Source organism: Parafannyhessea umbonata (assembly GCF_012844235.1).
Taxonomy (GTDB): Bacteria; Actinomycetota; Coriobacteriia; order Coriobacteriales; family Atopobiaceae; genus Parafannyhessea.
Window position 1 is genome coordinate 84912 of sequence record NZ_JABAGR010000008.1, and the last position, 22939, is coordinate 107850.

Here is a 22939-nt window from a genome sequence, read left to right on the forward strand (position 1 = left end):
AAATCGGGGGCACGGCCCCCACAGACAGAAGGCTTTGCTATGGCTCGAGAGAAGAAGAACTCTGAGTCCCTCTCCGGCGTCGACCGCTGGAACGCGACGGAGGGCGCGGCCCGTCCCAAGGCCGCGCGCAAGGGACGCCGGGGCAGGAAGTCGGACCCGCGCCGCAGGCGCTACGCGTCCACGCTCGTGGTGCTGCTGGCCGTGCTCGTGGCGTGCGTCGTCGCGTTCACGCCGGTGGGCGAGAAGATCACCCAGGGACTCGACATCCGCGGCGGCGTGTCCGTCATCATGACGGCGAGCAAGCCGGACGGGTCGGCCCCGTCCGCCGACGACATGGCGACCGCGACCACCATCGTCCAGAACCGCGTGAACTCGCTCGGCGCGTCCGAGACCACGGTCCAGAAGCAGGGCGACAAGTCCATCCTCATCCAGATTCCCGGCGCGACCGACGCGAACCAGGCCATCAAGACCATCGGCCAGACCGGCCTTCTGGAGTTCGTGCGCCTGGACGAGATAGGCGACGCGGACGCCCTCGCGAAGATCAACGCCGGCACGGAGGACGTGAAGCTCAAGAGCGGCACGTACACGCCGTTCATGACGGGCTCGCACATCGACTCCGTGCAGGTGGGGCAGTCCGGCAACTCGCTGTCCGGCGACTACGCCGTCAACATCAAGCTCGACGGCACGGGCAGCAGGAAGTTCGCGGACGTCACGGGCGAGCTTGCCCCCACCAACGGCCGCATCGCCATCGTGCTGGACGGCGTCGTGAAGTCCGCGCCGGCCGTCCAGAGCAAGATCTCTGGCGGCGAGGTCTCCATCACCGGCAAGTTCACGCTCAAGGAGGCCCAGAGCCTCAAGACCGTGCTCGACTCCGGCTCGCTCCCCGTCACCCTCAAGTACTCCGAGAGCCGCGTCGTCGGCCCCACGCTCGGCCAGGACTCCCTCACCCAGGGCGTCGTCGCCATCGCGGTGGGCGTCGCGATCGTCGTCGTGTACCTGTTCGTGTTCTACCGCGGCCTCGGCCTGCTCACCCTGGGCTCGCTCGCGGTGTTCGGCATCGTCTACCTCGGCATCCTCGCCGCGCTCTCGCACTTCGGCCTGTTCGCGCTCACGCTGCCGGGCCTCGCCGGCGTCGTGCTGACAACGGGATCCGCCGCGGACTCCTCGATCCTCGTGCTCGAGCGCTTCCGCGAGGAGATCCGCATGGGCCGCGGCGTGCGCGCCGCGTCCGTCTCCGGCGCGAAGCACGGCATCATGACGTCGCTCGACGCGGACGCCGTGCAGCTCGTGACCGCCCTCGCGCTGTTCCTCTTCGCGATCGGCTCCGTCAAGGGCTTCGGCCTCACGCTCGCCCTCGGCATCGCCTGCGACGTCATCACCATGTTCTGCTTCAAGGCGCCGGCGCTCCGCCTGCTCGCCCTCGGCACCATCGAGCGCCACCCCGTCTTCTGGGGCGTCGACCAGGACCTTGCGGAGGCAAAGCGCAGGCAGGATGCCCAGGCGAAGAAGGGAGGTGTCCGGAATGCGTAGCCACTTCGCCCACGAGATTCCGTTCATCCAGCACAGGAGACAGCTCCTCGGGCTGTCCGTCGTCCTCGTCGCCCTGGCCGTCGTGGGGCTCGTCGCGCGCGGCCTCGTCTTCGGCATCGAGTTCCAGGGCGGCACCGAGATAGACTTCACCAACACCGGGAGCGTCACCATCGCCCAGATGAGGGATGCCCTGTCAGACGCGGGCGAGAAGGACGCGAGCGTCCAGACCACGGTGAGCGACGCCAAGAGCGGCTTCCTCGTGCGCACCGGCACGACGGACCCCTCCACGGCCAACAGGCACGCGGCCGCCGCGGCGAAGGCGCTCGGCCTCACGTCCGAGAACTACACCGTCACGACCATCGGCCCGGACTGGGGCTCGGACGTCACGCGCTCCTCCGCGCTTGCGTTCTGCATCGCCATCGCGCTCATCATCGCGTTCGTCTCCGTCCGCTACGAGTTCAAGATGTCCATCACGGCCGTCGTCGCGCTCCTGCACGACCTCGTGATCACGCTCGGCGTGTACGCGTGGACGCAGACGCCCATCACGCCAAACGTCGTCGCGGCGCTCCTCACCATCATGGGCTACTCGCTCTACGACACCGTCGTCGAGTTCAACCGCGTGAACGAGAACGCGAAGCAGCTGAGGGACGGCGTGCACCGCACGTTCCACCAGATCACTAACTTCTCCATCAACGAGGTCATCGTCCGCACCATCAACACCACCATCACCGCCGTGGTGCCGGTCATCTGCATGCTCGCGCTCGGCGGCTCTACCCTGAAGGACTTCGCCTTCGCCATGCTCGTCGGCGAGCTTCTGGGCACGTACTCGAGCTTCGCCGTCGCGAGCCCGCTGCTCTCCATCTGGAAGACGAGCGAGAAGAAGTGGAAGAGGCTCGAGGAGAAGTACGGGTGGGACGCCGTCGACACCCCCTCCGAGCCCGTCGCCGCCAAGGACGCTGAGTAGGGGTGCCCGGGCTCGCTGACAGCCGCAGGTGGGACATCCTGCCAGGGGACGCCTCCGCGGAGCGCGCCCTCATGGAGGGCTGCCACGTCCCGGCCATCGTCGCGAGGACGCTCGCGGCCCGCGGCATCGTGACGGTGGAGGAGGCCAGGCGCTTCCTCACGCCGTCGCTCGAGCGCGACTGGGCCGACCCGCTGCTCATCCCCGGGATGGGCGAGGCGGCGGACCGCGTGGAGCGCGCGCTCGACGCCGGCGAGTCCATCGCGGTCTTCGGCGACTTCGACGTGGACGGCATGTCCGCGACCTGCCTTCTGACGCTCGCACTTCGCGAGCTCGGCGGGAGGGTCCAGCCGTACATCCCCAACCGCTTCGGCGAGGGCTACGGCCTCTCGCGCGACGCGCTCGCCCGCGTCATCGAGGGCTGCCATCCGGACCTCATCGTCACCGTGGACAACGGCATCGCGTCCAGGGCCGAGGTCGACTGGCTCAAGACGCAGGGCATCGACGTCGTCGTGACCGACCACCACGAGCCGGCGGAGCTCGTGCCCGAGGGCGTGCCCGTGACGGACCCCAAGCTCGAGGAGCACAACGTCTCGCGCGAGCTCGCGGGCGCCGGCGTGGCGCTGAAGCTCGCGCAGGAGCTCGGCCGCCGCAAGGGCGCGCCAGGGCTGTGGCGCGCGTACACGGAGGTCGCGACCCTTGGCACCATATCCGACATGATGCTCCTCGAGGGCGAGAACCGCGCCCTCGTGGCCGACGGCATCGCGTGCATGCGCAACACCCGGCGCCCGGGCATCGTGGCGCTCGCCGCGACCGCCGGCGTGGACCTTGCGACCATCACCTCGGACGACCTGCCCTTCTCGCTCATACCGCGCCTGAACGCGGCGGGGCGCATGGGCACGACGGACGTCGCGTTCGACCTGCTGCTCACGTCCGACCCCGCGCGCGCCGCGCAGCTGGCCGCCCGCCTGGAGCAGGTGAACACGGAGCGCCGCGAGATCGAGGCGCAGCTCACGGACGAGGCGATGGCGAAGGTCGAGGCCACCTACGACGGCGGCCGCGTCATCGTCGTGGGCGGCGAGGGCTGGCACGAGGGCGTGAAGGGCATCGTCGCGAGCCGCATCACCAACCGCTACCACGTGCCGGCGATCCTGTTCTCCATCTCGGACGGAATCGCCCGCGGCTCCGGCCGATCCGTGGGCTCGGTCGACCTGTTCCACGCGGTGGAGCAGTGCTCGGACGAGCTCGTGCGCTTCGGCGGGCACGCGGGCGCCGTCGGCGTCACGTGCGACGCCGCGAGCCTCGACTCGTTCAGGCAGTCGCTCGAGGACGTGATGGACGCGCTCCCCGAGGAGGAGTTCGAGGACCGCGGCGAGGTAACCGCGCTCGTGGGCCTGGACGAGATGACGGTCGCGAACATCGACGCGCTCGAGGTGATGCAGCCGTTTGGCCAGGGCAACAAGAAGCCGCTGTTCGGCACGCGTGGCGTCACGATGCGCAACCGCGCGAAGGTGGGCGGCAAGGGCAACCACCTGCGTTTCGTCGCGACGGACGGCGTGAGCAGCGTCGCGGCCATCATGTTCCGCACGCCGCACATCGACCGCGCGGTGGACTGCGACGCCGCGGTCGACCTCGTGTTCGAGCCCGTGAGCGAGACGTGGCAGGGCAGGACGAAGCCAAAGCTCATGGTGCGCGACATCGTGTACCGCGACCCCGCGCCCGACGCGCCCGCGGACGGCGGCGACCTCGCCGACGAGCTCTTCTCGCGCGCCGGCGAGATCCTCTCGCGCGACGAGTACGCGGGCGTCGCCGAGGCGAAGTGCTTCTCGACGAAGGTCGTGGGCGTGAGCTTCGACGACCGCCAGTCCGCCGCGGCGTCGCTCGGCGGGGGAGAGGAGCTTGCCCTCGTGCGCCAGAGGGAGAACCCCGCCGACGAGAACGCCATCGCCGTGACGACGGCGGACGGCACGCAGGTTGGCTACCTGCGCCGGCAGATCGCGGCAGCGCTCGCGCCGCTCATGGACGCGGGCGCCACGTACGCCGCGCGCGTGAGCGAGGTCACGGGCGGCACGGGGAAGAAGCCGTCGCGCGGCGTGAACGTCGTGGTGGAGCGCACGTCGGTCGCCGACGGCGACGAGGACGCGCGTGCGACGGCCAGCGCCGTGCGCGGCTACCTCGAGACGCTGTCCGAGGCCGAGCTCACGGAGGAGCTCAGGCGCACCATGATCGGCGAGCACGAGCTGCTCGACGCCCAGAGGCTCGCCCTCGAGCAGCTCGGTCGCGGCGCGTCCACGCTCGCCATCATGGCGACGGGACGCGGCAAGTCGCTCATCTTCCACATCCACGCCGCGCGCGAGGCGATGCTGCGCCACCGCGCGAGCGTGTTCGTGTACCCGCTGCGCGCCCTCGTGGCGGACCAGGCGTACCACCTGTCCGACTCGTTCGGGAGGCTGGGCATGACCGTGCGGGTGCTCACGGGCGAGACGCCGCTGGACGAGCGCGCCCGCACGTTCGACGCGCTCGCCGCGGGCGAGGTGGACGTCGTGCTGACGACGCCCGAGTTCCTCGCGATCCACCGCGACCGCCTCGCCGCGGGCGGAAGGGTGTCCTTCCTCGTGATCGACGAGGCACACCACGCCGGCGAGGGCGGCCGCGGCGCGTACGCGCAGATGCCGCAGGTGCTCGATGCGCTCGGCCATCCCACGACGCTCGCGGTCACGGCGACGGCGACGGACGACGTGGCGCGCCGGATCTGCGGCCTTCTGGGCATCGCGGAGCAGGACGTGGTGGTCGACCGCTCCGTCAGGCAGAACCTGCACGTGCGCGACCTGCGCGAGCTCCGCGACCGCGAGGCCGTGCTCGTGAACGTGGTGTCGTGCGGCCTCAAGACCGTGGTCTACGTCAACTCGCGAGAGCAGTCCGTCTCGCTCGCGCGCATGCTCAGGCAGCGCGTGCCAGAGCTCGCGCACCGCATCGCGTTCTACAACGCCGGCCTCTCGCGCCAGGACCGCCTGCGCGTGGAGGGGGCGTTCCGCGCCGGCGAGCTGTGCTGCATCGTGAGCACGAGCGCGTTCGGCGAGGGCGTGAACCTGCCGGACATCCGCAACGTGATGCTGTACCACATGCCGTTCGGCGCGACGGAGTTCAACCAGATGAGCGGCCGCGCGGGCCGCGACGGCGCCGACGCCCAGATCTACCTGCTGTTTGGCGCGCGCGACGCACGTATCAACGACAGGATCGTCTCGTCGGCGGCACCGGGCCGCGACGACCTCGTGAGACTGTACCGGGCCCTGAGGAGCCTGGCCTCGCAGGCGGCCGCCGAGGGAGGCGACGGGTCCTTCTCGGCGTCCAACGCCGACATCGCGCAGTTCGCGCTCGACACGGACCCGCGCTCGCGCCTGGACGAGAAGGGCGTATCGTGCGGGGTGTCCGTCTTCAGGGAGCTGGGGTTCCTCACCACCTCCGGATACGGGTCCGCTCGCCGAATAGCGATGGTGGATTCTCCGCGCAAGATGGAGCTCGGCGACTCGATTCGCTATCTTGAGGGGCTGCGCTCGCGCGAGGCGTTCGCAAGATTCTGCGAGTGGGTCCTGGGCGCGGATGCGACCGAGCTGCTCGAGCGCATCAACAGGCCCATCACGCCCGGCTTCGGCCACGTGGTAGGCTAGTCGTAACCGACGAGAGGGGTTTTCATGGGAGAGACTTCCGTGGCCACGGGGGAGCCCAGCCGACGAAGGAACGTTCCCCAGGCAGACAACTGGCGCATCCTGCGCAGCACCTGCGCCGAGTACCTAGACGCCGACGGCCTCGCGAAGGTGGAGGACGCGTACAACTTCGCGGCGGATTGCCACCGCGACCAGCGCCGCCGCTCCGGCGAGGCTTACATCAACCATCCCGTCGAGGTGGCGTTCATCCTGGCGAAGGACCTGCGCATGGACGCGGACCCCATCTGCGCCGCGCTGCTGCACGACACGGTGGAGGACACGCCCGTCACCCTGGACGACGTGCGCGAGCGCTTTGGCGACACCGTCGCGGAGCTCGTGGACGGCGTGACGAAGCTCACCTCCATCAGCGTGAGCTCCATGGACGAGAAGCAGGCCCTCACGCTGCGCAAGATGTTCCTTGCCATGTCCAAGGACATCCGCGTCGTCATCATCAAGCTCGCGGACAGGCTCCACAACATGCGGACGCTCGCCGCGCTGCCCCCCGACCGGAGGCGCTTCAAGGCGCGCGAGACCATGGACGTGTACGCGCCGCTCGCGGACAGGCTCGGCATCAGCTCCATCAAGTGGGAGCTGGAGGACCTCGCGTTCTTCTACCTCGAGCCGGACGAGTACGAGCGCATTGCGCGCATGGTGCAGGAGACGCGCGCCCAGCGCGAGCAGAACACGCACGAGGCGATTCGCGTGCTCGACGCGGAGCTGAAGCGCGTGGGCCTCTCCGGCTACCAGATCACGGGCCGCCCGAAGCACCTGTGGTCCATCTACCAGAAGATGACCCGCAAGAACAAGGAGTTCTCGGACATCTACGACCTCATCGCGCTGCGCGTGCTCGCATGCTCCGTGGGGGACTGCTACTCCGCGCTCGGCGCGGTACACACGCTGTGGCACCCGCTGCCCGGCCGCTTCAAGGACTACATCGCGATGCCGAAGCCCAACGGCTACCAGTCGCTGCACACGACGGTCATCGGCGCAGACGCCCGTCCGATCGAGATCCAGATCCGCACGTTCGAGATGCACGACCGCGCGGAGTACGGCATCGCCGCCCACTGGCTGTACAAGAAGGCCGGCAACTCCGAGGGCGCCATGTCGAACTCCGACAGGGACATCGACTCGCAGATCAACTGGATCCGTCGCAGCCTGGACTGGGCGACGGACGACGAGATGGGCGATGCGACCGAGTACCTTAACAACCTGAGGGTCGACCTGTTCGAGGACGAGATCTTCGTGTTCACGCCCAAGGGCGACGTCATGAGCCTCAGGCGCGACTCCACGCCGCTCGACTTCGCGTACGCCGTGCACACGGAGGTGGGCAACCACTGCGTCGGCGCGAAGGTGAACGGGTCTGTGGTCCCGCTGACGTACCACCTGGAGAGCGGCGACCGCATCGAGATCCTGACGAACAAGAACTCGAAGCCAAGCCGCGACTGGCTCAACATCGTGGCCACGCCGTCCGCTAAGGCGAAGATCCGCAAGTACTTCACCACGGCCACGAAGACCGACGATGCCGAGCAGGGCAGGAGCGACGTCGCGCACGAGCTTCGCAAGCGCGGCCTTGGCATAAACACGCCACGCACGGTGAAGGCCATAGACGAGGTCGTGCGCCAGCTTGACTACGTGCGCGTGGACGACCTGTTCGCGGCCGTCGGAAGCAATAAGGTGTCGTCCAAGCAGATAGCGAACCGCATCGAGGCCGCTCTTGGCAAGGACAGCGCCGAGAAGCAGACCGAGCGGCAGAAGGATGCCGCGAAGCAGCAGGCGATCGAGGAGGACAAGCCGCTCGCCCCGCTTGCCGGCAACTCGCGCTCGCTCGCGAAGCGCCGCCAGGGCAACAACTGCGGCGTGGTGGTGAAGGGCGACCCGGACCTCCTGGTGCACCTAGCGCACTGCTGCAACCCCGTCGCGGGCGACGACATCGTGGGCTTCGTGACGCGTGGCAGGGGAGTGTCCGTCCACCGCGCCACCTGCCCCAACGTGAAGGGCCTCATGCAGCACCCCGAGCGCATGATCGACGTGGAGTGGGACACGACGGGCGCCACGGAGTTCCAGGTGGAGATCGTGGTCGAGGCCACGGACCGCATGGGGCTCTTGAAGGACGTCACCATCGCGATCGGCGACTCCGGCGGCAACATCCTCTCGGCGGCGACGCAGACGGCGAAGTCCGGCGCCGCACGCCTGAGGTTCCTGATAGCGATTTCCGACGCATCGCGCCTGGCCCCGCTTCTGGCGACGGTCGGCCGCGTGCCGTCGGTGTACAGCGCCCGCCGCATCCTTCCGGGCGAGGGCGCCAACCAGATGAAGAGGAGGGTCTGATGGCCTGCGGAGAAGAGCACGACCACTGCTGCGGCAACCACAGCCACCAAGGCGACGGCGGCTGCTGTGGCGGCCACGACCACGACGGCGGATGCTGTGGCGGCGGCCACGACCACGACGGCGGCTGCTGCGGCGGCCACGACCACGACGGCGGATGCTGTGGCGGCGGCTGCTGCGGCGCCGACGACCGCGACCAGATCGCCATGTTCGTCGTGGGTCCCATCGAGACCAACTGCTACGCGTACGTGTCGCAGGGGGAGTGCCTCGTGGTCGATCCGGGCAACTCCGGCAAGGCGATAGCGGAGCACCTCCCGACCGACGTGACGGTGCGCTACATCGTCGCGACCCACGGCCACGGCGACCACGTGGGCGGCGTCAAGGCCCTGAGGGAGGCCACGGGGGCGAAGTACGCGATATCCGCCCGTGATGCGGAGCTCGCGAAGCACGCGGGCGAGAAGAGCGAGCTCGGCCGCTCGTACGACGACAACGCTCCCGACCCCGACCTCACGCTGTCGGAGGGGGACGTCCTCAAGGTCGGGACCGCGGAGTTCAGGGTGCTGGAGACGCCGGGCCACACCCCGGGAGGCATAGTTCTTCTCGGCGGCGGATCTGCGGAGCACGTCTGCTTTGTGGGGGACACGCTGTTTAAGGGATCATGCGGGAGGACCGATCTCGCGGGCGGGAGCCAGGAAGACATGGCGCGCACGCTTGCGCGGCTCAAGCGGGAGATTCCCGCGCACACCAACGTGTTCTGCGGTCACGGCGACCCGACGACCATGGAGGACGAGCTTGCGCAGAACCCGTACCTTCGCTAATTGTGACAGCGGCCTCACGGAAGCTCTGGTATAGTCTTTCACGCAGGCCGCTTGATTGCCCGAGTGGCGGAATTGGCAGACGCGGCAGACTCAAAATCTGCTACTGGCAACAGCGTGTGGGTTCGAGTCCCACCTCGGGCACCATCTTTTACCAGCGGATATTTCTATATTGAATAATTCGGCAGGCATGGCTCCATAGCCATTTGACCATTCAACCAGCGTCAACCTGCCTGTTGTGTGGACCGTCCATCCGCCCCGTCGCCTCCTCCATCGCGGAGACGTCGGGGCGGTGGTTTTTATCTTCGCACGTATGCTTTGAGCGCTCGTGCGCTTCCTGCTTGACAGGTGCGGCGACGCGGCGGGGCGATAGAGCCGCGGGCGCAGGAGATGGTCGACGCGATCGGGTCGTACACCGAGGTGAGCCCATCGGGGACCGGCGTCCACATCCTCGCGTACGCGGACCAGAGGACGACGGGGGTCGTAGGGAGAGCAGACCATCGGCGCGGGATAGAGGTCTGCAACCATGGTCGATACTTCACCGTGACGGGGAAGCAAGTGGGCGATTCCGGCATCGCCGACCGCACGGACGAGGTCGCGTCGCTCGTGAGCGAGCGGTTCCCCTCCGAGTCGCGAGAGTCGTCGTTCTCGAGGCGGGTGGCGAGGCTTGCACGCGACAAGGTGGTGCGGCGCGCGAATTGGTGTTCGGCGCGGACGAGGACGAGATGGCGGCGAACGCCAAGGCCCTCGCGGCCTGGGACAAGCCGTCGAGCGCGCCCCGCACGCGCAAGCCGGGGAGCTTCTCGAACGACGCCGGCGACGGCAAGGACGCCGCAAAGCGAGAGCTCGCTCGTCAGTTGTTCGGCTCCGGGGAGTAGGAAGAGCACTAGCAACGCAGATTGGAGCGGACAATGGCCGCAACGAACGCATCCAAGATCGTCCTGCCCGTCGAGGTAGCTCAGGACATCCTGCGCAAGGCGCAGAACAACTCCACCATCCAAGCGCAATCGCCGAGCACCCCGGCGCTCTTCAAGAACGTCGAGAACGCGGTGTGCACCAAGGAACCCAAGGCCGAGTCGTCTTGCTGCTAGAGGCGGTGCGTCCGCGGTCGATGCCGGTGCGCCCGTGCACAGGTGGCAGAGCGACGACTTGAACGCGAACCAGAGGCTGCCGATCGTGCAGTTGGAGCAATGTCTCATCTGCATCAGCAGATGTCGTGGTATTGTGAAGTGGCTGTTTTGGACAGGTTCTGCTTGTCCGCAGCGGGGTGATGAGGTATCTTTATCCCTGTGTGTTGCAAAGCGGGGCTTTGGCCCCCACCTACACGGCGCCTCGTGGCTGCTGTCTGGTCAGACAAAGATTCTTAACCGCCATAGGCGGACGTTGTCTCCTGGACGCATGTCATGCGCCAGGAGTTTTTTGTTGCGACGGATACGTCGCAGATGAAGGGAAGGTGTCAAAGATAGCCAAGAACCAGGGTCCTCGCATCAATGACGAGATCACCGCACGTACTTGCCGTCTGATTGGCGTCGATGGCTCCCAGCTTGGACTGTTCGGCATTCGCGACGCGCAGCGCATCGCAGACGAGCAGAACCTCGACCTCGTGGAGATTGCTCCTAACGCGGAGCCTCCTGTATGCAAGGTCATGGACTATCGCAAGTTCAAGTACGAACAGGACCGCAAGGCCAAGGCCGCGCGCAAGAAGCAGGTCAAGGTCGAGGTCAAGGAAATGAAGTTCAGGCCCAAGATTGACGTGGGCGACTATACGACCAAGAAGAACCACGTCATGCGCTTCTTGAAGAAGGGTGCTCGCGTCAAGGTCACGATTATGTTCCGTGGCCGCGAGATGGCTCATCCGGAGCAGGGCCTCAACGTCCTGAATAGGCTTGCGGACGACCTGAAGCCGTACGCGACGGTCGAGCAGAAGCCTAAGATGGAAGGTCGTAACATGCACATGCTCGTCGCCCCGATCAAGGGCGCCTTCGACGAGAAGGACCTCGAGGACGACAGCGAGAGCGAGAAGGAGAACTAGCATGCCCAAGATGAAGACTCACAAGGGTTCGGCAAAGCGTTTCCGCCGCACCGGCACCGGCAAGATCATGCGTGCCAAGGCTTTCAAGAGCCACATCCTGACCAAGAAGTCCCAGAAGCGCATCCGCGGCTTCCGCAAGGAGGCGGAGCTTGCTCCGGCCGACGTGAAGGTCGTTTCCCAGCGCATGGGTTCCAAGAACTAACGAGGCGCGCACGCGTCATTTGATTGCATTTTCCAAGGAGTTGATTAGATATGGCACGAGTCAAGCGCGCAGTCGCCGGCCGTAAGAAGCGTCAGACCCTGGTGGAGCGCACCAAGGGCTATTACGGAACCTCCTCCCGCACCTTCCGCGGCATGAAGGAGCAGTCGCAGCACAGCGGTCAGTACGCGTACCGCGACCGTCGTAACAAGAAGCGCGACATCCGCGCCCTGTGGATCCAGCGCATCAACGCCGCCGCCCGCATGAACGACCTCTCCTACAGCAAGTTCATGCACGGCCTGAAGCTCGCTGGCGTCGAGCTCGACCGCAAGGTCCTCGCGCAGATCGCCTACGAGGACGAGGCCGCGTTCGCGGACCTCGCAGAGGTCGCGAAGAAGGCCCTCGCCGAGTAGCCTTCGCACGCAAAGGTTAACGGGGTCCCACGGAGAAGTCCGTGGGACCCCTTTCTTGTATGCGTGTCTCTGGCGCCGGCGCCTGGTGAGGCTCGTGCGTGCTGCGCGTGGCGGTGGGCGACCGGGTTACGCACCCCGTTCCGGCGACGCGACGTGGCTTGCGTCACGGTCCACCTTGCCATCATGCGCCTGCTGCCGGAGCTCGTCCTGGCCCTTGCGCCGGATGTGCTCGATGGCGTCAGAGAGCTCCTCGGGGCCCTCGAGGGCCTCTTCGAGCCCCGATAGGTCGCCCTTCTCGCCGAGCGCTCCGTAGAGCTCCCGCACCATGTCGAGCGTGGCCTGGCCGCCGTCGGCAAAGCCCTCTTCGTATTCGGACCTCAGGATGCTCTCGAGGGGGCCGTGGAGGCTGTTCTCGAGGCGAACGGCATCCAGGGCGAACCCTGGCTCGCAGAACGGGAAGAACGGGCCCGTGGCGTCGTCGGGAGGCTCGAGCCCCTGGTCGCCCGGGTTCGCATCGCCGGTGTCGATACGCGAGAAGGCGTCGTCGGGCGCGCCTTCCCCGCGGAACAGATTGCGCGCCACCTCCCGGCGAAGCTGGTGGCCCAGGAATGCCGAGAAGAGCCTCTCGTCGTGGCCGAGGACCTCCCGGAAAAGCTCGTGCTGCGCGGTTGCTGCCATGCCTTGCTCCCTCCGTCGTCGCTTATGGTGGGAACAGGCTATTACTTGGGCCTGGCAGTAGGCTTCCTTTGGGTCGCAGCTGGCTTTCGCGCTGCGTCATGTCTTGCATAACACGAGGTAGAAGGCTTGTTAGTGGTGCCTGTGGAGGCGCTTGGCCTGACGCTCCTCGAACTTCTCCTCTTCTTCTACAAATTCGGGATCTTGGGGGGACACGAGCTCGTCGTCGCCGGTCTTGGGATCGGTGTGGTGGAGGAGCACGGGCCTGAAGAGGTGGAGCTTGCCCGCGATGAGCGCGGAGACGAGGAGGAGCGACGCGAAGATCGCGATGCGGGGCATGACGGAGACCTGGGTCATGAGGAAGGTCCCGAGGCAGAGCAGCGCCGTCCACGCGTACATGATGAGGACCGCCTGGCGCTGGTTGAAGCCCTCGGCGATGAGGCGGTGGTGGATGTGGCCGCGGTCCGCCTGGCCGATGCTGACGTGGGCGCGCTTGCGGCGGACGATGGCCGAGAACGTGTCGATGATGGGGATGCCGGCGATAACGAGCGGGACGATGATGGTGGTGAGGCCGGCGACGCGCGTGACGGACAGCATGGAGACGATGCCGAGCGTGTAGCCGAGGAGGAGGGAGCCGGAGTCCCCGAGGAATATGCTCGCCGGGTTGAAGTTGTAGCGCAGAAAGCCAAGCGTGGCGCCGGAGAGCGCGATGGCGAGGGCCGCGGCGTCCGTCCTGCCAGACATGACGGAGAGTATGAACATCGTGAAGCTCGCGATGCAGGCGAGCCCGGAGGCGAGGCCGTCGAGCCCGTCGATGAGGTTGAAGATGTTGACGTACGCGACGAGGTAGACGATGGTGATGGGGTAGGTCCAGACTCCGAGGTAGAACGCGCCCTCCGTCGCGGGGTTCACGATGACGCCGATGACGACGCCGGACGCGACGGCCAGGAGCGACGCGATGACCTGTCCGAGGAGCTTCTGCAGGGGCTTGAGCTGGAACACGTCGTCCAGGACGCCCGTGAGGAATATGGCTACGAACCCGCAGACAAGAAGCTTGTAGTTGACGTTCTGGAGGAAGGGCGCCGGCATGAGCACCATGGGCCAGTCGAGGAACTTGGTGCCGAGGTACTGCACGACAAGCGCCGCGATGATGCCGGTGAAGACCGCGATGCCGCCCATGCGCGGAATGGGGCGCGTGTTGATCCTGCGCTTGTCGGGATAGTCGACGGCGCCGAGCCTCCAGGCGACGCGCCTTGCGAGCGGGGTCGTGACCAGTGCCGCCAATAGCGCCGCGACGAAGAGGCAGAGGTATGGCAGCCAAGGCCGATACATGCACCCTCCTCCCGCTTTGGCACCGCCAGAAACAACAGTTAACATGGCAATGATACAGGATGAGCCCGCACGACGGGCGCGCGGTCCACAAATATGAAAAAGGGCCCCCGAAAGCGGTAGGCCACAATTCCTAATGTTGGCAGGATGGGGCTTCAAGTCAAGACTGTTTTTTCGGTTGCGGTCCCGTATAGTCATAGGTGTCGTTCCCCTGCGGACACAATTGGGTGAACCGACAAGCGTTTTGAGGGAGCCCAGATATCGTTCCCAGTACAGGCATCCTCCGTTGCTGAGGAAGCTGGAACAGACGACGAGGGCACCCACCTGAGAGAGGTGGGTTCATTTCGCAACCGCAGGGGGCGACTTTTTCTTGCCAAGAATGTGACGAGAAAATCGTTCGAGATTTAGGGTTGACACGGACTAGGGTTCTTGCAACAATACTTCTTGCGCGAATTGCTCTGGGGATGTAGCTCAGCTGGGAGAGCGCTGCCTTCGCAAGGCAGAGGCCGAGGGTTCGAATCCCTTCATCTCCACCATTTGGAACCAGTGCCCGGATGCATTGCATCCGGGCTTTTTTGTATGCGAGGACTGGATGGAAATCGGCTTTGGCATGTACGACGGCTGCGAGCTGTGCCCGAGGAGGTGCCACGCGCGCAGGTCTTCCGGACGCGCCGGCCTCTGCGGCGCGACGGCCACGCTGAGGGTCGCGAGGAGCGCGCTCCACTTCTGGGAGGAGCCGCCCATATCGGGGGAGTCCGGGTCTGGCGCGATCTTCTTCACGGGATGTCCCCTGAGGTGCGTGTTCTGCCAGAACCACGAGATATCGCAGGAGGGCTTCGGGCTGGAGGTTACGTGCGAGCGCCTTGCCCAGATGATGCTCGAGCTGAAGGCGCAGGGCGCGAACAACATAAACCTCGTGACGCCGATGCACTTTGCCCCGCACGTGAGGAAAGCGGTGCTCGAGGCAAAGGCCCATGGCATGGACCTGCCCATCGTATGCAACACCTCTGGCTACGAGAACGCGGAGGTCGTGCGGGCCATGTCCGACGTCGTCGACATCTGGCTCACGGACTTCAAGTACGCGTCGCACCTCGTGTCGGGGTCGCTGTCCGCGGTGCCGGACTACCCCCAGAGGGCCGAGGAGGCTCTCCGGGAGATGCTTGCCGCCGTGAGGGCGGCGGGCGGGCGCAGCGAGGACGCTCGCAGCATCATGCGGCGCGGCATCATCGTGAGGCACCTGGTGCTGCCGGGGCACGTGCAGGACTCGCTCGCGGTGCTGGACCGCGTGTGGGAGCTGTGCGGCAACGAGGTGGACCTCTCCGTCATGAACCAGTACACGCCCAACGAGGGGTGCAGGCTGGCCGGGGGAGACCTGGCGCGCGCCGTGACGGACGAGGAGTACGAGGCCGTTCTCGACCACGCGGACGACCTTGGGTTCGAGCGCATGTGGTGGCAGCAGGGCGGCACGGTGTCCGAGAGCTTCGTCCCGGCGTTCGACGCGACGGGCGTAGAGGGCCCGGAGCTTTCCTGCGATGACGGGGGCGGGCCCAAGGCGCGCGCCTAGCGGGCGAGAAGGACGAGGCGGCCGCCCGGTGGCGGCCCGTGAGCGAGGAGCAGACATGGCGGCAGAGAACGGCGGACTGAGCGACGACGAGCGCAGGGAGCTCGAGGAGCTGCGAGCCGAGAAGGCGCGTCGCGACCAGGCGCGGGAGGTCCAGCGCGAGCGCGCGGAGCTCCAGAGGCTGAAGGCGGAGCAGGAGCGCACGCGCGCGGAGGCCGAGCGGGACCGCAGGACGCGGGAGCTTCGCGAGAGGAACGCGAAGCTCATGGAGCCCGACGACGACCTGAGGATGCCGACGGGACAGAAGGTGGTCCTTCTCGCCCTGGCGGCCATCGCGGTCGCGATCGTGCTGGTGATGACGCTCGGCCACTAACGTGCGGGCCCGTTCGTCGCGTGAGTGGTACCCTTCTGTCGTTGGACTATGTCATGGGACAACCAAGACGGAGGAGACCGCAATGGCACTGACGGACGCGACCAAGCCGACAGACGTGGCGCTTAACACCGACCTGTACGAGCTGACGATGGCGCAGGGGTTCTGGGAGTCGGGACTCGCGGACGCCGAGGGGTGCTTCAACGTGTTCTTCCGCGACGCGCCGTTTGGCGGCGGCTACGCGGTGGCGTGCGGCATGGGGCAGATCGCCGACCTCGTGGAGAACTTCGTGTTCGAGGACGACGCGGTCGAGTACCTCTCCGGGGTGCAGGCGCCGGGAGGCGGCCCCATGTTCAAGGACGGCTTCCTGAGGTACCTGCGCGACTTCCGCATGAGGGTCTCCGTGTGGGCCGTGCCCGAGGGCGAGCTCGTGTTCCCGCGCGAGCCCATGGTGAGGGTCGAGGGCCCGCTGATTGACTGCCAGCTGCTCGAGACCGCGCTGCTGAACCTCGTGAACTTCCAGACGCTCGTCGCGACGAAGACGGCCCGCGTGGTCCACGCGGCGGAGGGGCACCCCGTGTCCGACTTTGGCCTGCGCCGCGCCCAGGGGCCGGACGGGGGCCTCGCCGTGGCCCGCGCGTCGTACATCGGCGGCGCCAGCTCCACCTCGAACGTGCTCGCGGGCAAGATCTACGGGATTCCCGTGTTTGGCACACACGCCCACTCGTGGGTGATGGCGTTTCCGACCGAGCTCGACGCGTTCCGCGCGTTCGCGAAGACGAGCCCGAAGAACTGCGTGCTGCTGCTTGACACGTACGACGTGCACCAGGGGATAAGGAACGCGATCACCGTCGCGAAGGAGATGGAGCAGGCAGGCGAGCGCCTGGCCGCCATCCGCATAGACTCCGGCGACCTCGCGAAGCTGTCGAAGGAGACGCGCGCCGCGTTTGACGAGGCCGGCCTCGACTACGTGAAGATCTCCGTGTCGAACGACCTGGACGAGTACACCATCCAGTCGCTGTTTGCGCAGGGCGCGCCCATCGACTCGTTCGGCGTGGGCACGAAGCTCGCGACGTGCGACCCGCAGCCCTCGCTCGGCGGGGTGTACAAGCTCTCGGCGACGCGGGCGACGCCCGATGACGCGTGGGACCCCGTCATCAAGCTGAGCGAGATGGCGTACAAGCGCACGATCCCCGGCGTGCAGCACATCCGCCGCTACTACGACGAGGCCGGGTGCCCCATGGGCGACATGATCGTGGACGACTCCGTCAAGGGCGACGACGACGCGACCATCGTGGACGTGCTGGACGAGCTCACGACGTACGACGTGAGCGGCGGCACCCCCCGCGAGCTGATGGAGCAGCTGGTGGAGAAGGGCGTGCGCACCAAGGACCCGGACACCATCGAGCAGGCGAAGGCCCGCTGCCGCGAGGCGCTCATGCACCTGGACCCGTCCGTGAGGCGCTTCCTCAACCCGCAGATCTACCCCGTGGGGCTGGAGCGCGGGCTCGCGAGGCTCAGGAGCGACCTTGCCCGGGCCGAGCAGAGGGACTCTGGCCGGAGGTAGCGTCCTTCTCGCCCGGCGAAAACAGTCGCATACGCGTTGCCTTTCTTGGAGTGCCGCACATGGGTGCGGCACTCTGCTAGACTATCCACAAAATGTGTCTCAAACCAAAGGAGAAGGAGCCAGTATGCCGGAGACCATAGAGGAGCTTGTCAAGCAGGCGATCGCCGCGGCGCAGTCCGCAGGCGACCTGCCGGAGTTCGAGGTGAAGGAGCTCGGCGTCGAGCGTCCCGCAGACACGACCAACGGCGACTGGAGCACCACCGTCGCGATGCGCTCCGCGCGCCTTGCCCACATGGCCCCCGCGAAGATCGCGCAGGCGATCGTCGCCCACATGCCTAAGAGCGGCGCAGTCTCCAAGGTGGAGGTCGCCGGCCCCGGCTTCATCAACTTCTACCTGAACGCCTCCGCGAACAACGAGGTGCTGCAGGAGGTGCGTGAGAAGGGCGCCGACTGGGGCAGGAGCGACCTCGGCCACGGCCTGAAGCTGAACTACGAGTTCATCTCAGCGAACCCGACCGGCCCCCTGCACGTGGGCCACGGCCGCTGGGCGGCGCTTGGCGACTCCATGTGCAACGTGTTCGACTTCACGGGCTACCACGTTGACCGCGAGTACTACATCAACGACCACGGCTCGCAGATGGACGTGTTCGGGCGCTCCGTCCAGAGGCGCTACCTGCAGCTTGAGGAGATCATGCGCGAGGACGCCTGCGACCTGGACGCCGCGCACGACAAGCTGCTCGCCGACCGCAAGGCCTACGTCGAGGATGAGGACGACGAGCACCCCGAGACCCACCCGTACATGGACGCCTTCAACGAGGAGCTTGGCGGAAACTCCTACGGCGGCGACTACATCGTGGACATCGCGCGCGAGTTCGTGGCCTCCGACGGCGACAAGTGGGTGGACGTGCCCGTTGAGGACTCCCTGGAGCAGTTCCGCGAGCGCAGCTACAAGTCCATGCTCGCACGCATCAAGGCTACGTGCGACGAGGTCCGCTGCCCGTTCGACCTGTGGTTCTCGGAGCGCTCGCTCTACGTGAAGGACGAGTCCGGCACCTCGCAGGTCGACCGCGCGTTCGACAAGCTCGACAAGATGGGCTACCTGTACAAGACCGACGACGGCGCCCTGTGGTTCAAGTCGACCGCCCTCGGCGACGACAAGGACCGCGTCCTCATCAAGTCGAACGGCGAGTACACCTACTTCGCGTCCGACGTCGCCTACCACTGGAACAAGTTCCAGCGCGACGACTACTCCATCGACCTGTGGGGCGCCGACCACCACGGCTACATCGCCCGCGTCACGAACGTGTGCGACGCCCTTGGCTACCCCGGCAAGTTCGAGGTCGACCTTGGCCAGTTCGTCAACCTGCTGAGGAACGGCGAGCCCGTCCGCATGTCCAAGCGCAAGGGCACGATGATCACCTTCCAGGAGCTCATCGACGAGGTGGGCGTCGACGCGACGCGCTACACCCTCGTGTCCAAGTCCTCGAACCAGACCATCGACTTCGACATCGAGGCCGTGAAGCAGCGCAGCAACACGAACCCCGTGTACTACGTCCAGTACGCGCACGCGCGCGTCTGCTCCATCCTGCGCAAGGCCGCTGGCGTGAGCGAGGACGAGGCGCTCGAGCTTGGCATGGAGAAGGTCGCCCAGAGGGCCATCGGCGACTCCGTCGACCTGTCGCTTCTTACCGATCCGACCGAGGCCGCGCTCGCCCGCAAGATCTCCGAGTTCCCCGACCTCGTGGCTGGCTGCGCGCGCGACCGTGCGCCGTTCCGCCTGACGCACTTCGCCGAGGAGCTTGCAGGCGCGTTCCACGGGTTCTACGCGAACTGCCAGGTCCTTCCGAGCGAGGGTCGTCCCGTCGACCCCGAGGTCTCGAAGGCCCGTCTCGTCGCGTGCGACGCCGTGCGCATCAACCTCGAGGTCGCGCTCAAGCTCATCGGCGTGTCCGCACCGGACGTAATGTAGGCAAGCTAGCGCGTGACGTTGCGGCATTTATCTTTCTAATTGGTAACGTTACGGGCACGATTGTTAAGTTTCCGTACGTCGCTTAATTTCATGTTGTATCGTGTGGGAAGCGATGGCCCATGCGCGAGGTGCGTCCCATCGGCTAAGATGGGGCGCGCCTTGCCATAGGCGAGCGCAGCAAGTAAGCGATACAGAGAGAGCTGTAGGTCTCACATGGACGCACGAGAATACTTGTCAATCCGCAAAGCGTACAACCTCGTTAGGCAGAATGCGGACAAGCCCGAGAGGCTGTCCTTCTCGGAGTTTTCGATCCTTTGCAGGCTCGCGAACTGCGAAGGCGGGATGCGTACGTCCGACATAGCGGATTACCAGCACGTCCTGCGTCCCACCATGACGCACAGGACGAAGCACCTCGCGTCGATGGGCCTCATCGAGCGCGAGCAGGGCTCCGACGACAAGCGAAACATCTTCTGCACGATATCGTACAAGGGGCTCACGGTCGTGGACAGTCTGTGCGAGGCGACGCGATCGGCCATCCGCCCGCAGGAGCCGCTCTCGCGCACGACGGCGAGCCGCATCCGCGCGTACGTGGACGCCATGGGCTCCCTGAACTGCGACGCAAGCGAGCTCATACTGCTTGGCATCTACGTGCTGGACGGGGATGAGCACACTATCAGCGCGCTGGTGGATGCGCTTGGGCTGCTGCAGCCGACGGTCTCGATGTCCGTGGCCGCGCTCGAGGGCGACGGCTACGTGCAGAGGATCGGCGACAGCCGCCACGGGTTCCACGTGGGGCTAACCGAGACGGGCGGCGAGGCGGCGCGCGGCATCGTGAGCCGGATAGGCGAGCTGGTAGTGAGGCGCCGCCGCAGGCTCAAGGCAGAGTAGCGAGGCGTCGCGCAACAAAACGAGGGTGGCGCGTCCGTGCGGGGTCCTTCCAGGAGGGCCCCCGCACTCTTGTGGCCCGCGGCCACGTGACGGCCCCTGCGCGACCGCGGCCATGGGGCCACGCCCTTCTCGCCCGCGCCCGTGCGGTCGCGGGGAATTCCGTTGCGCAAAACGGGTTGCCGAGGTTGTGTTTCGCGGGGGAAATGGTATAGTGAAGCCAAATTTGCGCATGGTCGCATTCTTTATCTCGCGCACAAGCCTCACCACTTAAACGGAGCCAAGGTAGCCAGGCCTCAGGAACGCTGGGGCGGCGTGTCTGCCAGCGTTTTGGGCTCCAATCCCACCGAGGCCGCGGTTGCGCAAGGAGACTTTAGAAAGGTCCTTAATGGAGGAAGACAACCAGCCTACCAGCATGCCGGCGCCGCAAGAGGGCGAGGCGGCGGCACAGCCCGCCGAGCAGAAGCCGCGGCGACGCAGTCGCGTAACGAAGAAGACCGCGGAGGAGAGCGCCCAGCCGGCGGACGCCCCCCAGGGAGCGGAGCAGGCGCCGGAGGGCGAGAAGCCCAAGCGCACGACGCGGAGGCGCTCTGCGAAGAAGGCGGCCGCCGAGGGCGAGCAGCCGAAGGTCGCCGACGAGGCCGGTGCCCCGACGGCAGAGGGCGATGCCCCCGAGGCGGAGAAGAAGCCCGCGCGCCGTCGCGGTCGCGCGCGCAAGGCGGAGCCCCAGCAGGGCGAGGGCGAGGACGCCCGGGCGGAGGCCCAGGGCGAGGCCGAGGCGCCGAAGCCGCGCCGCCGCGGCAGGAAGCCGAAGGCCGCCGAGGGCGCCCAGGAGCCCAAGGCGGAGGCGGCGCCGGCTCAGGAGCCGCTGCCCGCGACGGCGGGGCTCCTGGGCGCGCCGGCCGCGACGCTTGCCGAGGCAGACGCCGCCGCCCACGCCGACGAGGCCCACGCCAGGGGCGAGGGTGCCGACCAGGCGTCCGCAAAGGCGACGCCGGCCGCGCGCGACGCGGGCGAGAAGGACGCCCAGGGCGGCCGCGAGGACGACCGCGAGGAGCATGGCGGACGTCGCCGCAGGCGCCACAACGGCCGCTCCGAGGCGGGGTCCGGCGGAAACGGCAACGTCGGCCGCGACAACAACCAGAGGCAGGGGCGCAACCAGCGCCGCCGCAACCGCAAGGGCAACCAGCGCGAGCAGAACGTGGAGCCCACGCTCTCGCGCGACGACGTGGCCCAGATGAAGGTGGCCGAGCTCCGCAAGAAGGCCGCAGAGCTCGGGATCGACTACGTTGGCCTGCGCAAGAAGGACCTTGCGGAGTCCGTGTACGAGGCCGCTGCGATCGCGGAGGGCTTCAGGCCGGTCGAGGGCGTGCTCGAGTTCCAGAACGAGGGCTACGCGTACGTCCGCACGGGCAACTACATGGCCGGCGACTCCGACGCCTTCGTGCATCAGCAGATGATCAGGCAGTTTGGCCTGCGCCCGGGCGACCGCGTCAAGGGCAGCGTCGCGCCCGCGAAGGCCGGCAACAAGTACCCGCCGCTGCACGCGATCGAGACCATCAACGGCCGCGCGCCGGAAGAGATGAAGTCTCGTCCGCGCTTCCGCGACCTCACGCCCATCTATCCCAACGAGCGCCTCGTGATGGAGCACGGCAAGGACTCCATCACCGGTCGCGCCATCGACCTGGTGGCGCCCATCGGCAAGGGCCAGCGCGGACTCATCGTGTCGCCCCCCAAGGCCGGCAAGACCACGGTCCTGAAGAAGATCTGCCAGTCCATCGCCGCCAACAACCCGGAGGTCCACCTGTTCTGCCTGCTCGTGGACGAGCGCCCGGAGGAGGTGACGGACATGGAGCGTTCCATCAGGGGCGAGGTCGTCGCGTCCACGTTCGACATGCCGGCCGCCAACCACACCTCCGTGTCCGAGCTGGTGATCGAGCACGCGAAGCGCCTGGTCGAGATGGGCGAGGACGTCGTGGTCGTGCTCGACTCCATCACGAGGCTCGCCCGCGCCTACAACCTCGCGGCGCCCGCCTCCGGCAGGATCCTCTCGGGCGGCGTCGACTCCGCGGCGCTGTACCCGCCCAAGAAGTTCCTCGGCGCGGCACGCAACATCGAGAACGGCGGCTCGCTCACCATCCTCGCGTCCGCGCTCGTCGACACCGGCTCCAAGATGGACGAGGTCATCTTCGAGGAGTTCAAGGGCACCGGCAACATGGAGCTCAAGCTCGACCGCGACCTCGCCGACCGCCGCATCTTCCCGGCGATCGACCCCATCGCCTCCGGCACCAGGAACGAGGACCTCTTGATCGACCCCAACCTCCAGCCGTTCATCTGGGGCATCCGTCGCCTGCTCGCCAACATGAACAGCACGGAGCGCGCCGCGACGGCCCTCGTGCGCGGCCTGAAGGCGACGAAGGACAACGAGGAGTTCCTCATCCGCTCCGCGAAGAAGGCGCAGCAGACGGAGTTCGTCGGCGTGTAGCCTGCCCCGTCAGACCCCCTCGCCACGGGCGAGAAGGGCCGCGCCACGTACGAGCCACAACGCCAGGGCGTCCCTGCCAACCACGGCCGGGGCGCCCTTCTCCTTTGGGTCGTCGCGGG

The 22939-nt window shown here is 67.0% G+C and carries 18 protein-coding genes and 2 tRNA genes; 18 read left to right on the plus strand and 2 right to left on the minus strand.

Annotated elements, in window-relative coordinates; translation table 11 throughout:
• Positions 1–39: 39 nt before the first annotated feature.
• From secD to rplT, 11 genes are all read left to right on the plus strand, one after another.
• Positions 40–1530 carry a protein translocase subunit SecD gene (secD, locus tag HF885_RS08550; protein WP_170104524.1) on the plus strand — a complete coding sequence of 497 codons (1491 nt, stop codon included), beginning with the start codon at positions 40–42 and terminating at the stop codon, positions 1528–1530.
• The gene (gene secF / locus HF885_RS08555) at positions 1523–2494 is read left to right on the plus strand and encodes a protein translocase subunit SecF (RefSeq protein ID WP_170104525.1); all 972 of its coding nucleotides are present in this window, start codon (positions 1523–1525) and stop codon (positions 2492–2494) included. Before secD ends, secF begins: the two co-directional genes overlap by 8 nt.
• 2 nt (positions 2495–2496) lie before the next feature.
• Positions 2497–6159: a single-stranded-DNA-specific exonuclease RecJ gene (recJ, locus tag HF885_RS08560; protein WP_419197819.1), complete on the plus strand. Its 3663-nt coding sequence runs from the start codon at positions 2497–2499 to the stop codon at positions 6157–6159.
• Between the two features lie 24 nt (positions 6160–6183).
• On the plus strand, positions 6184–8523 hold the full coding sequence (locus HF885_RS08565; RefSeq protein WP_170104526.1) for a RelA/SpoT family protein: 2340 nt from the start codon (positions 6184–6186) through the stop codon (positions 8521–8523).
• Positions 8523–9338: an MBL fold metallo-hydrolase gene (locus HF885_RS08570; protein ID WP_170104527.1), complete on the plus strand. Its 816-nt coding sequence runs from the start codon at positions 8523–8525 to the stop codon at positions 9336–9338. Before HF885_RS08565 ends, HF885_RS08570 begins: the two co-directional genes overlap by 1 nt.
• 57 nt (positions 9339–9395) lie before the next feature.
• Positions 9396–9482, plus strand: a tRNA-Leu gene (locus HF885_RS08575).
• Between the two features lie 551 nt (positions 9483–10033).
• Positions 10034–10213 (plus strand): hypothetical protein, encoded by a 180-nt coding sequence (locus tag HF885_RS08580; RefSeq protein ID WP_170104528.1) that lies wholly within the window; start codon positions 10034–10036, stop codon positions 10211–10213.
• Positions 10214–10246: 33 nt separating this feature from the next.
• Entirely contained in the window at positions 10247–10426 is a 180-nt protein-coding gene (locus HF885_RS08585; RefSeq protein WP_170104529.1) for a hypothetical protein, read from the plus strand.
• A 362-nt stretch (positions 10427–10788) separates the two neighbouring features.
• A complete protein-coding gene (gene infC / locus HF885_RS08590) occupies positions 10789–11367 on the plus strand; it encodes a translation initiation factor IF-3 (RefSeq protein WP_090846990.1) in 579 nt (192 codons plus the stop codon).
• Position 11368: 1 nt separating this feature from the next.
• A complete protein-coding gene (gene rpmI / locus HF885_RS08595; protein ID WP_154542313.1) occupies positions 11369–11569 on the plus strand; it encodes a 50S ribosomal protein L35 in 201 nt (66 codons plus the stop codon).
• 50 nt (positions 11570–11619) lie between these two features.
• The gene (gene rplT / locus HF885_RS08600) at positions 11620–11979 is read left to right on the plus strand and encodes a 50S ribosomal protein L20 (RefSeq protein WP_154542312.1); all 360 of its coding nucleotides are present in this window, start codon (positions 11620–11622) and stop codon (positions 11977–11979) included.
• 126 nt (positions 11980–12105) lie between these two features.
• Here the strand turns inward: rplT and HF885_RS08605 are convergent, their stop codons facing one another.
• Entirely contained in the window at positions 12106–12657 is a 552-nt protein-coding gene (locus HF885_RS08605; RefSeq protein WP_170104530.1) for a hypothetical protein, read from the minus strand.
• 129 nt (positions 12658–12786) lie between these two features.
• Positions 12787–13986, minus strand: a complete 1200-nt coding sequence (locus HF885_RS08610) for an MraY family glycosyltransferase (protein WP_170104531.1) — start codon at positions 13984–13986, stop codon at positions 12787–12789.
• 457 nt (positions 13987–14443) lie between these two features.
• On the opposite strand from HF885_RS08610, the gene HF885_RS08615 reads away from it, so the two are divergent.
• The 7 genes from HF885_RS08615 (at position 14444) to rho (ending at position 22820) form a co-directional block, all read left to right on the plus strand.
• Positions 14444–14519 (plus strand) — tRNA-Ala (locus HF885_RS08615).
• A 56-nt stretch (positions 14520–14575) separates the two neighbouring features.
• Positions 14576–15547 (plus strand): radical SAM protein, encoded by a 972-nt coding sequence (locus tag HF885_RS08620; protein ID WP_170104532.1) that lies wholly within the window; start codon positions 14576–14578, stop codon positions 15545–15547.
• A gap of 55 nt (positions 15548–15602) precedes the next feature.
• Positions 15603–15917 (plus strand): hypothetical protein, encoded by a 315-nt coding sequence (locus tag HF885_RS08625; RefSeq protein ID WP_170104533.1) that lies wholly within the window; start codon positions 15603–15605, stop codon positions 15915–15917.
• Between the two features lie 82 nt (positions 15918–15999).
• Positions 16000–17481, plus strand: a complete 1482-nt coding sequence (locus tag HF885_RS08630; RefSeq protein WP_170104534.1) for a nicotinate phosphoribosyltransferase — start codon at positions 16000–16002, stop codon at positions 17479–17481.
• Positions 17482–17605: 124 nt separating this feature from the next.
• Positions 17606–19450 (plus strand): arginine--tRNA ligase, encoded by a 1845-nt coding sequence (argS, locus tag HF885_RS08635; protein WP_170104535.1) that lies wholly within the window; start codon positions 17606–17608, stop codon positions 19448–19450.
• A gap of 213 nt (positions 19451–19663) precedes the next feature.
• On the plus strand, positions 19664–20338 hold the full coding sequence (locus HF885_RS08640; RefSeq protein ID WP_170104536.1) for a MarR family transcriptional regulator: 675 nt from the start codon (positions 19664–19666) through the stop codon (positions 20336–20338).
• A 385-nt stretch (positions 20339–20723) separates the two neighbouring features.
• Positions 20724–22820 (plus strand): transcription termination factor Rho, encoded by a 2097-nt coding sequence (rho, locus tag HF885_RS08645; protein ID WP_170104537.1) that lies wholly within the window; start codon positions 20724–20726, stop codon positions 22818–22820.
• The last annotated feature ends 119 nt before the right edge of the window (positions 22821–22939 follow it).

Bases quoted from the DNA above. Each gene is read 5' to 3' on its own strand.
- secD (WP_170104524.1), top strand. From the start codon at position 40: ATGGCTCGAGAGAAGAAGAACTCTGAGTCCCTCTCCGGCGTCGACCGC.
- secF (WP_170104525.1), top strand. From the start codon at position 1,523: ATGCGTAGCCACTTCGCCCACGAGATTCCGTTCATCCAGCACAGGAGA.
- HF885_RS08565 (WP_170104526.1), top strand. From the start codon at position 6,184: ATGGGAGAGACTTCCGTGGCCACGGGGGAGCCCAGCCGACGAAGGAAC.
- HF885_RS08570 (WP_170104527.1), top strand. From the start codon at position 8,523: ATGGCCTGCGGAGAAGAGCACGACCACTGCTGCGGCAACCACAGCCAC.
- HF885_RS08585 (WP_170104529.1), top strand. From the start codon at position 10,247: ATGGCCGCAACGAACGCATCCAAGATCGTCCTGCCCGTCGAGGTAGCT.
- rpmI (WP_154542313.1), top strand. From the start codon at position 11,369: ATGCCCAAGATGAAGACTCACAAGGGTTCGGCAAAGCGTTTCCGCCGC.
- rplT (WP_154542312.1), top strand. From the start codon at position 11,620: ATGGCACGAGTCAAGCGCGCAGTCGCCGGCCGTAAGAAGCGTCAGACC.
- HF885_RS08605 (WP_170104530.1), bottom strand. From the start codon at position 12,657: ATGGCAGCAACCGCGCAGCACGAGCTTTTCCGGGAGGTCCTCGGCCAC.
- HF885_RS08610 (WP_170104531.1), bottom strand. From the start codon at position 13,986: ATGTATCGGCCTTGGCTGCCATACCTCTGCCTCTTCGTCGCGGCGCTA.
- HF885_RS08620 (WP_170104532.1), top strand. From the start codon at position 14,576: ATGGAAATCGGCTTTGGCATGTACGACGGCTGCGAGCTGTGCCCGAGG.
- HF885_RS08625 (WP_170104533.1), top strand. From the start codon at position 15,603: ATGGCGGCAGAGAACGGCGGACTGAGCGACGACGAGCGCAGGGAGCTC.
- HF885_RS08630 (WP_170104534.1), top strand. From the start codon at position 16,000: ATGGCACTGACGGACGCGACCAAGCCGACAGACGTGGCGCTTAACACC.
- argS (WP_170104535.1), top strand. From the start codon at position 17,606: ATGCCGGAGACCATAGAGGAGCTTGTCAAGCAGGCGATCGCCGCGGCG.
- HF885_RS08640 (WP_170104536.1), top strand. From the start codon at position 19,664: ATGGACGCACGAGAATACTTGTCAATCCGCAAAGCGTACAACCTCGTT.
- rho (WP_170104537.1), top strand. From the start codon at position 20,724: ATGGAGGAAGACAACCAGCCTACCAGCATGCCGGCGCCGCAAGAGGGC.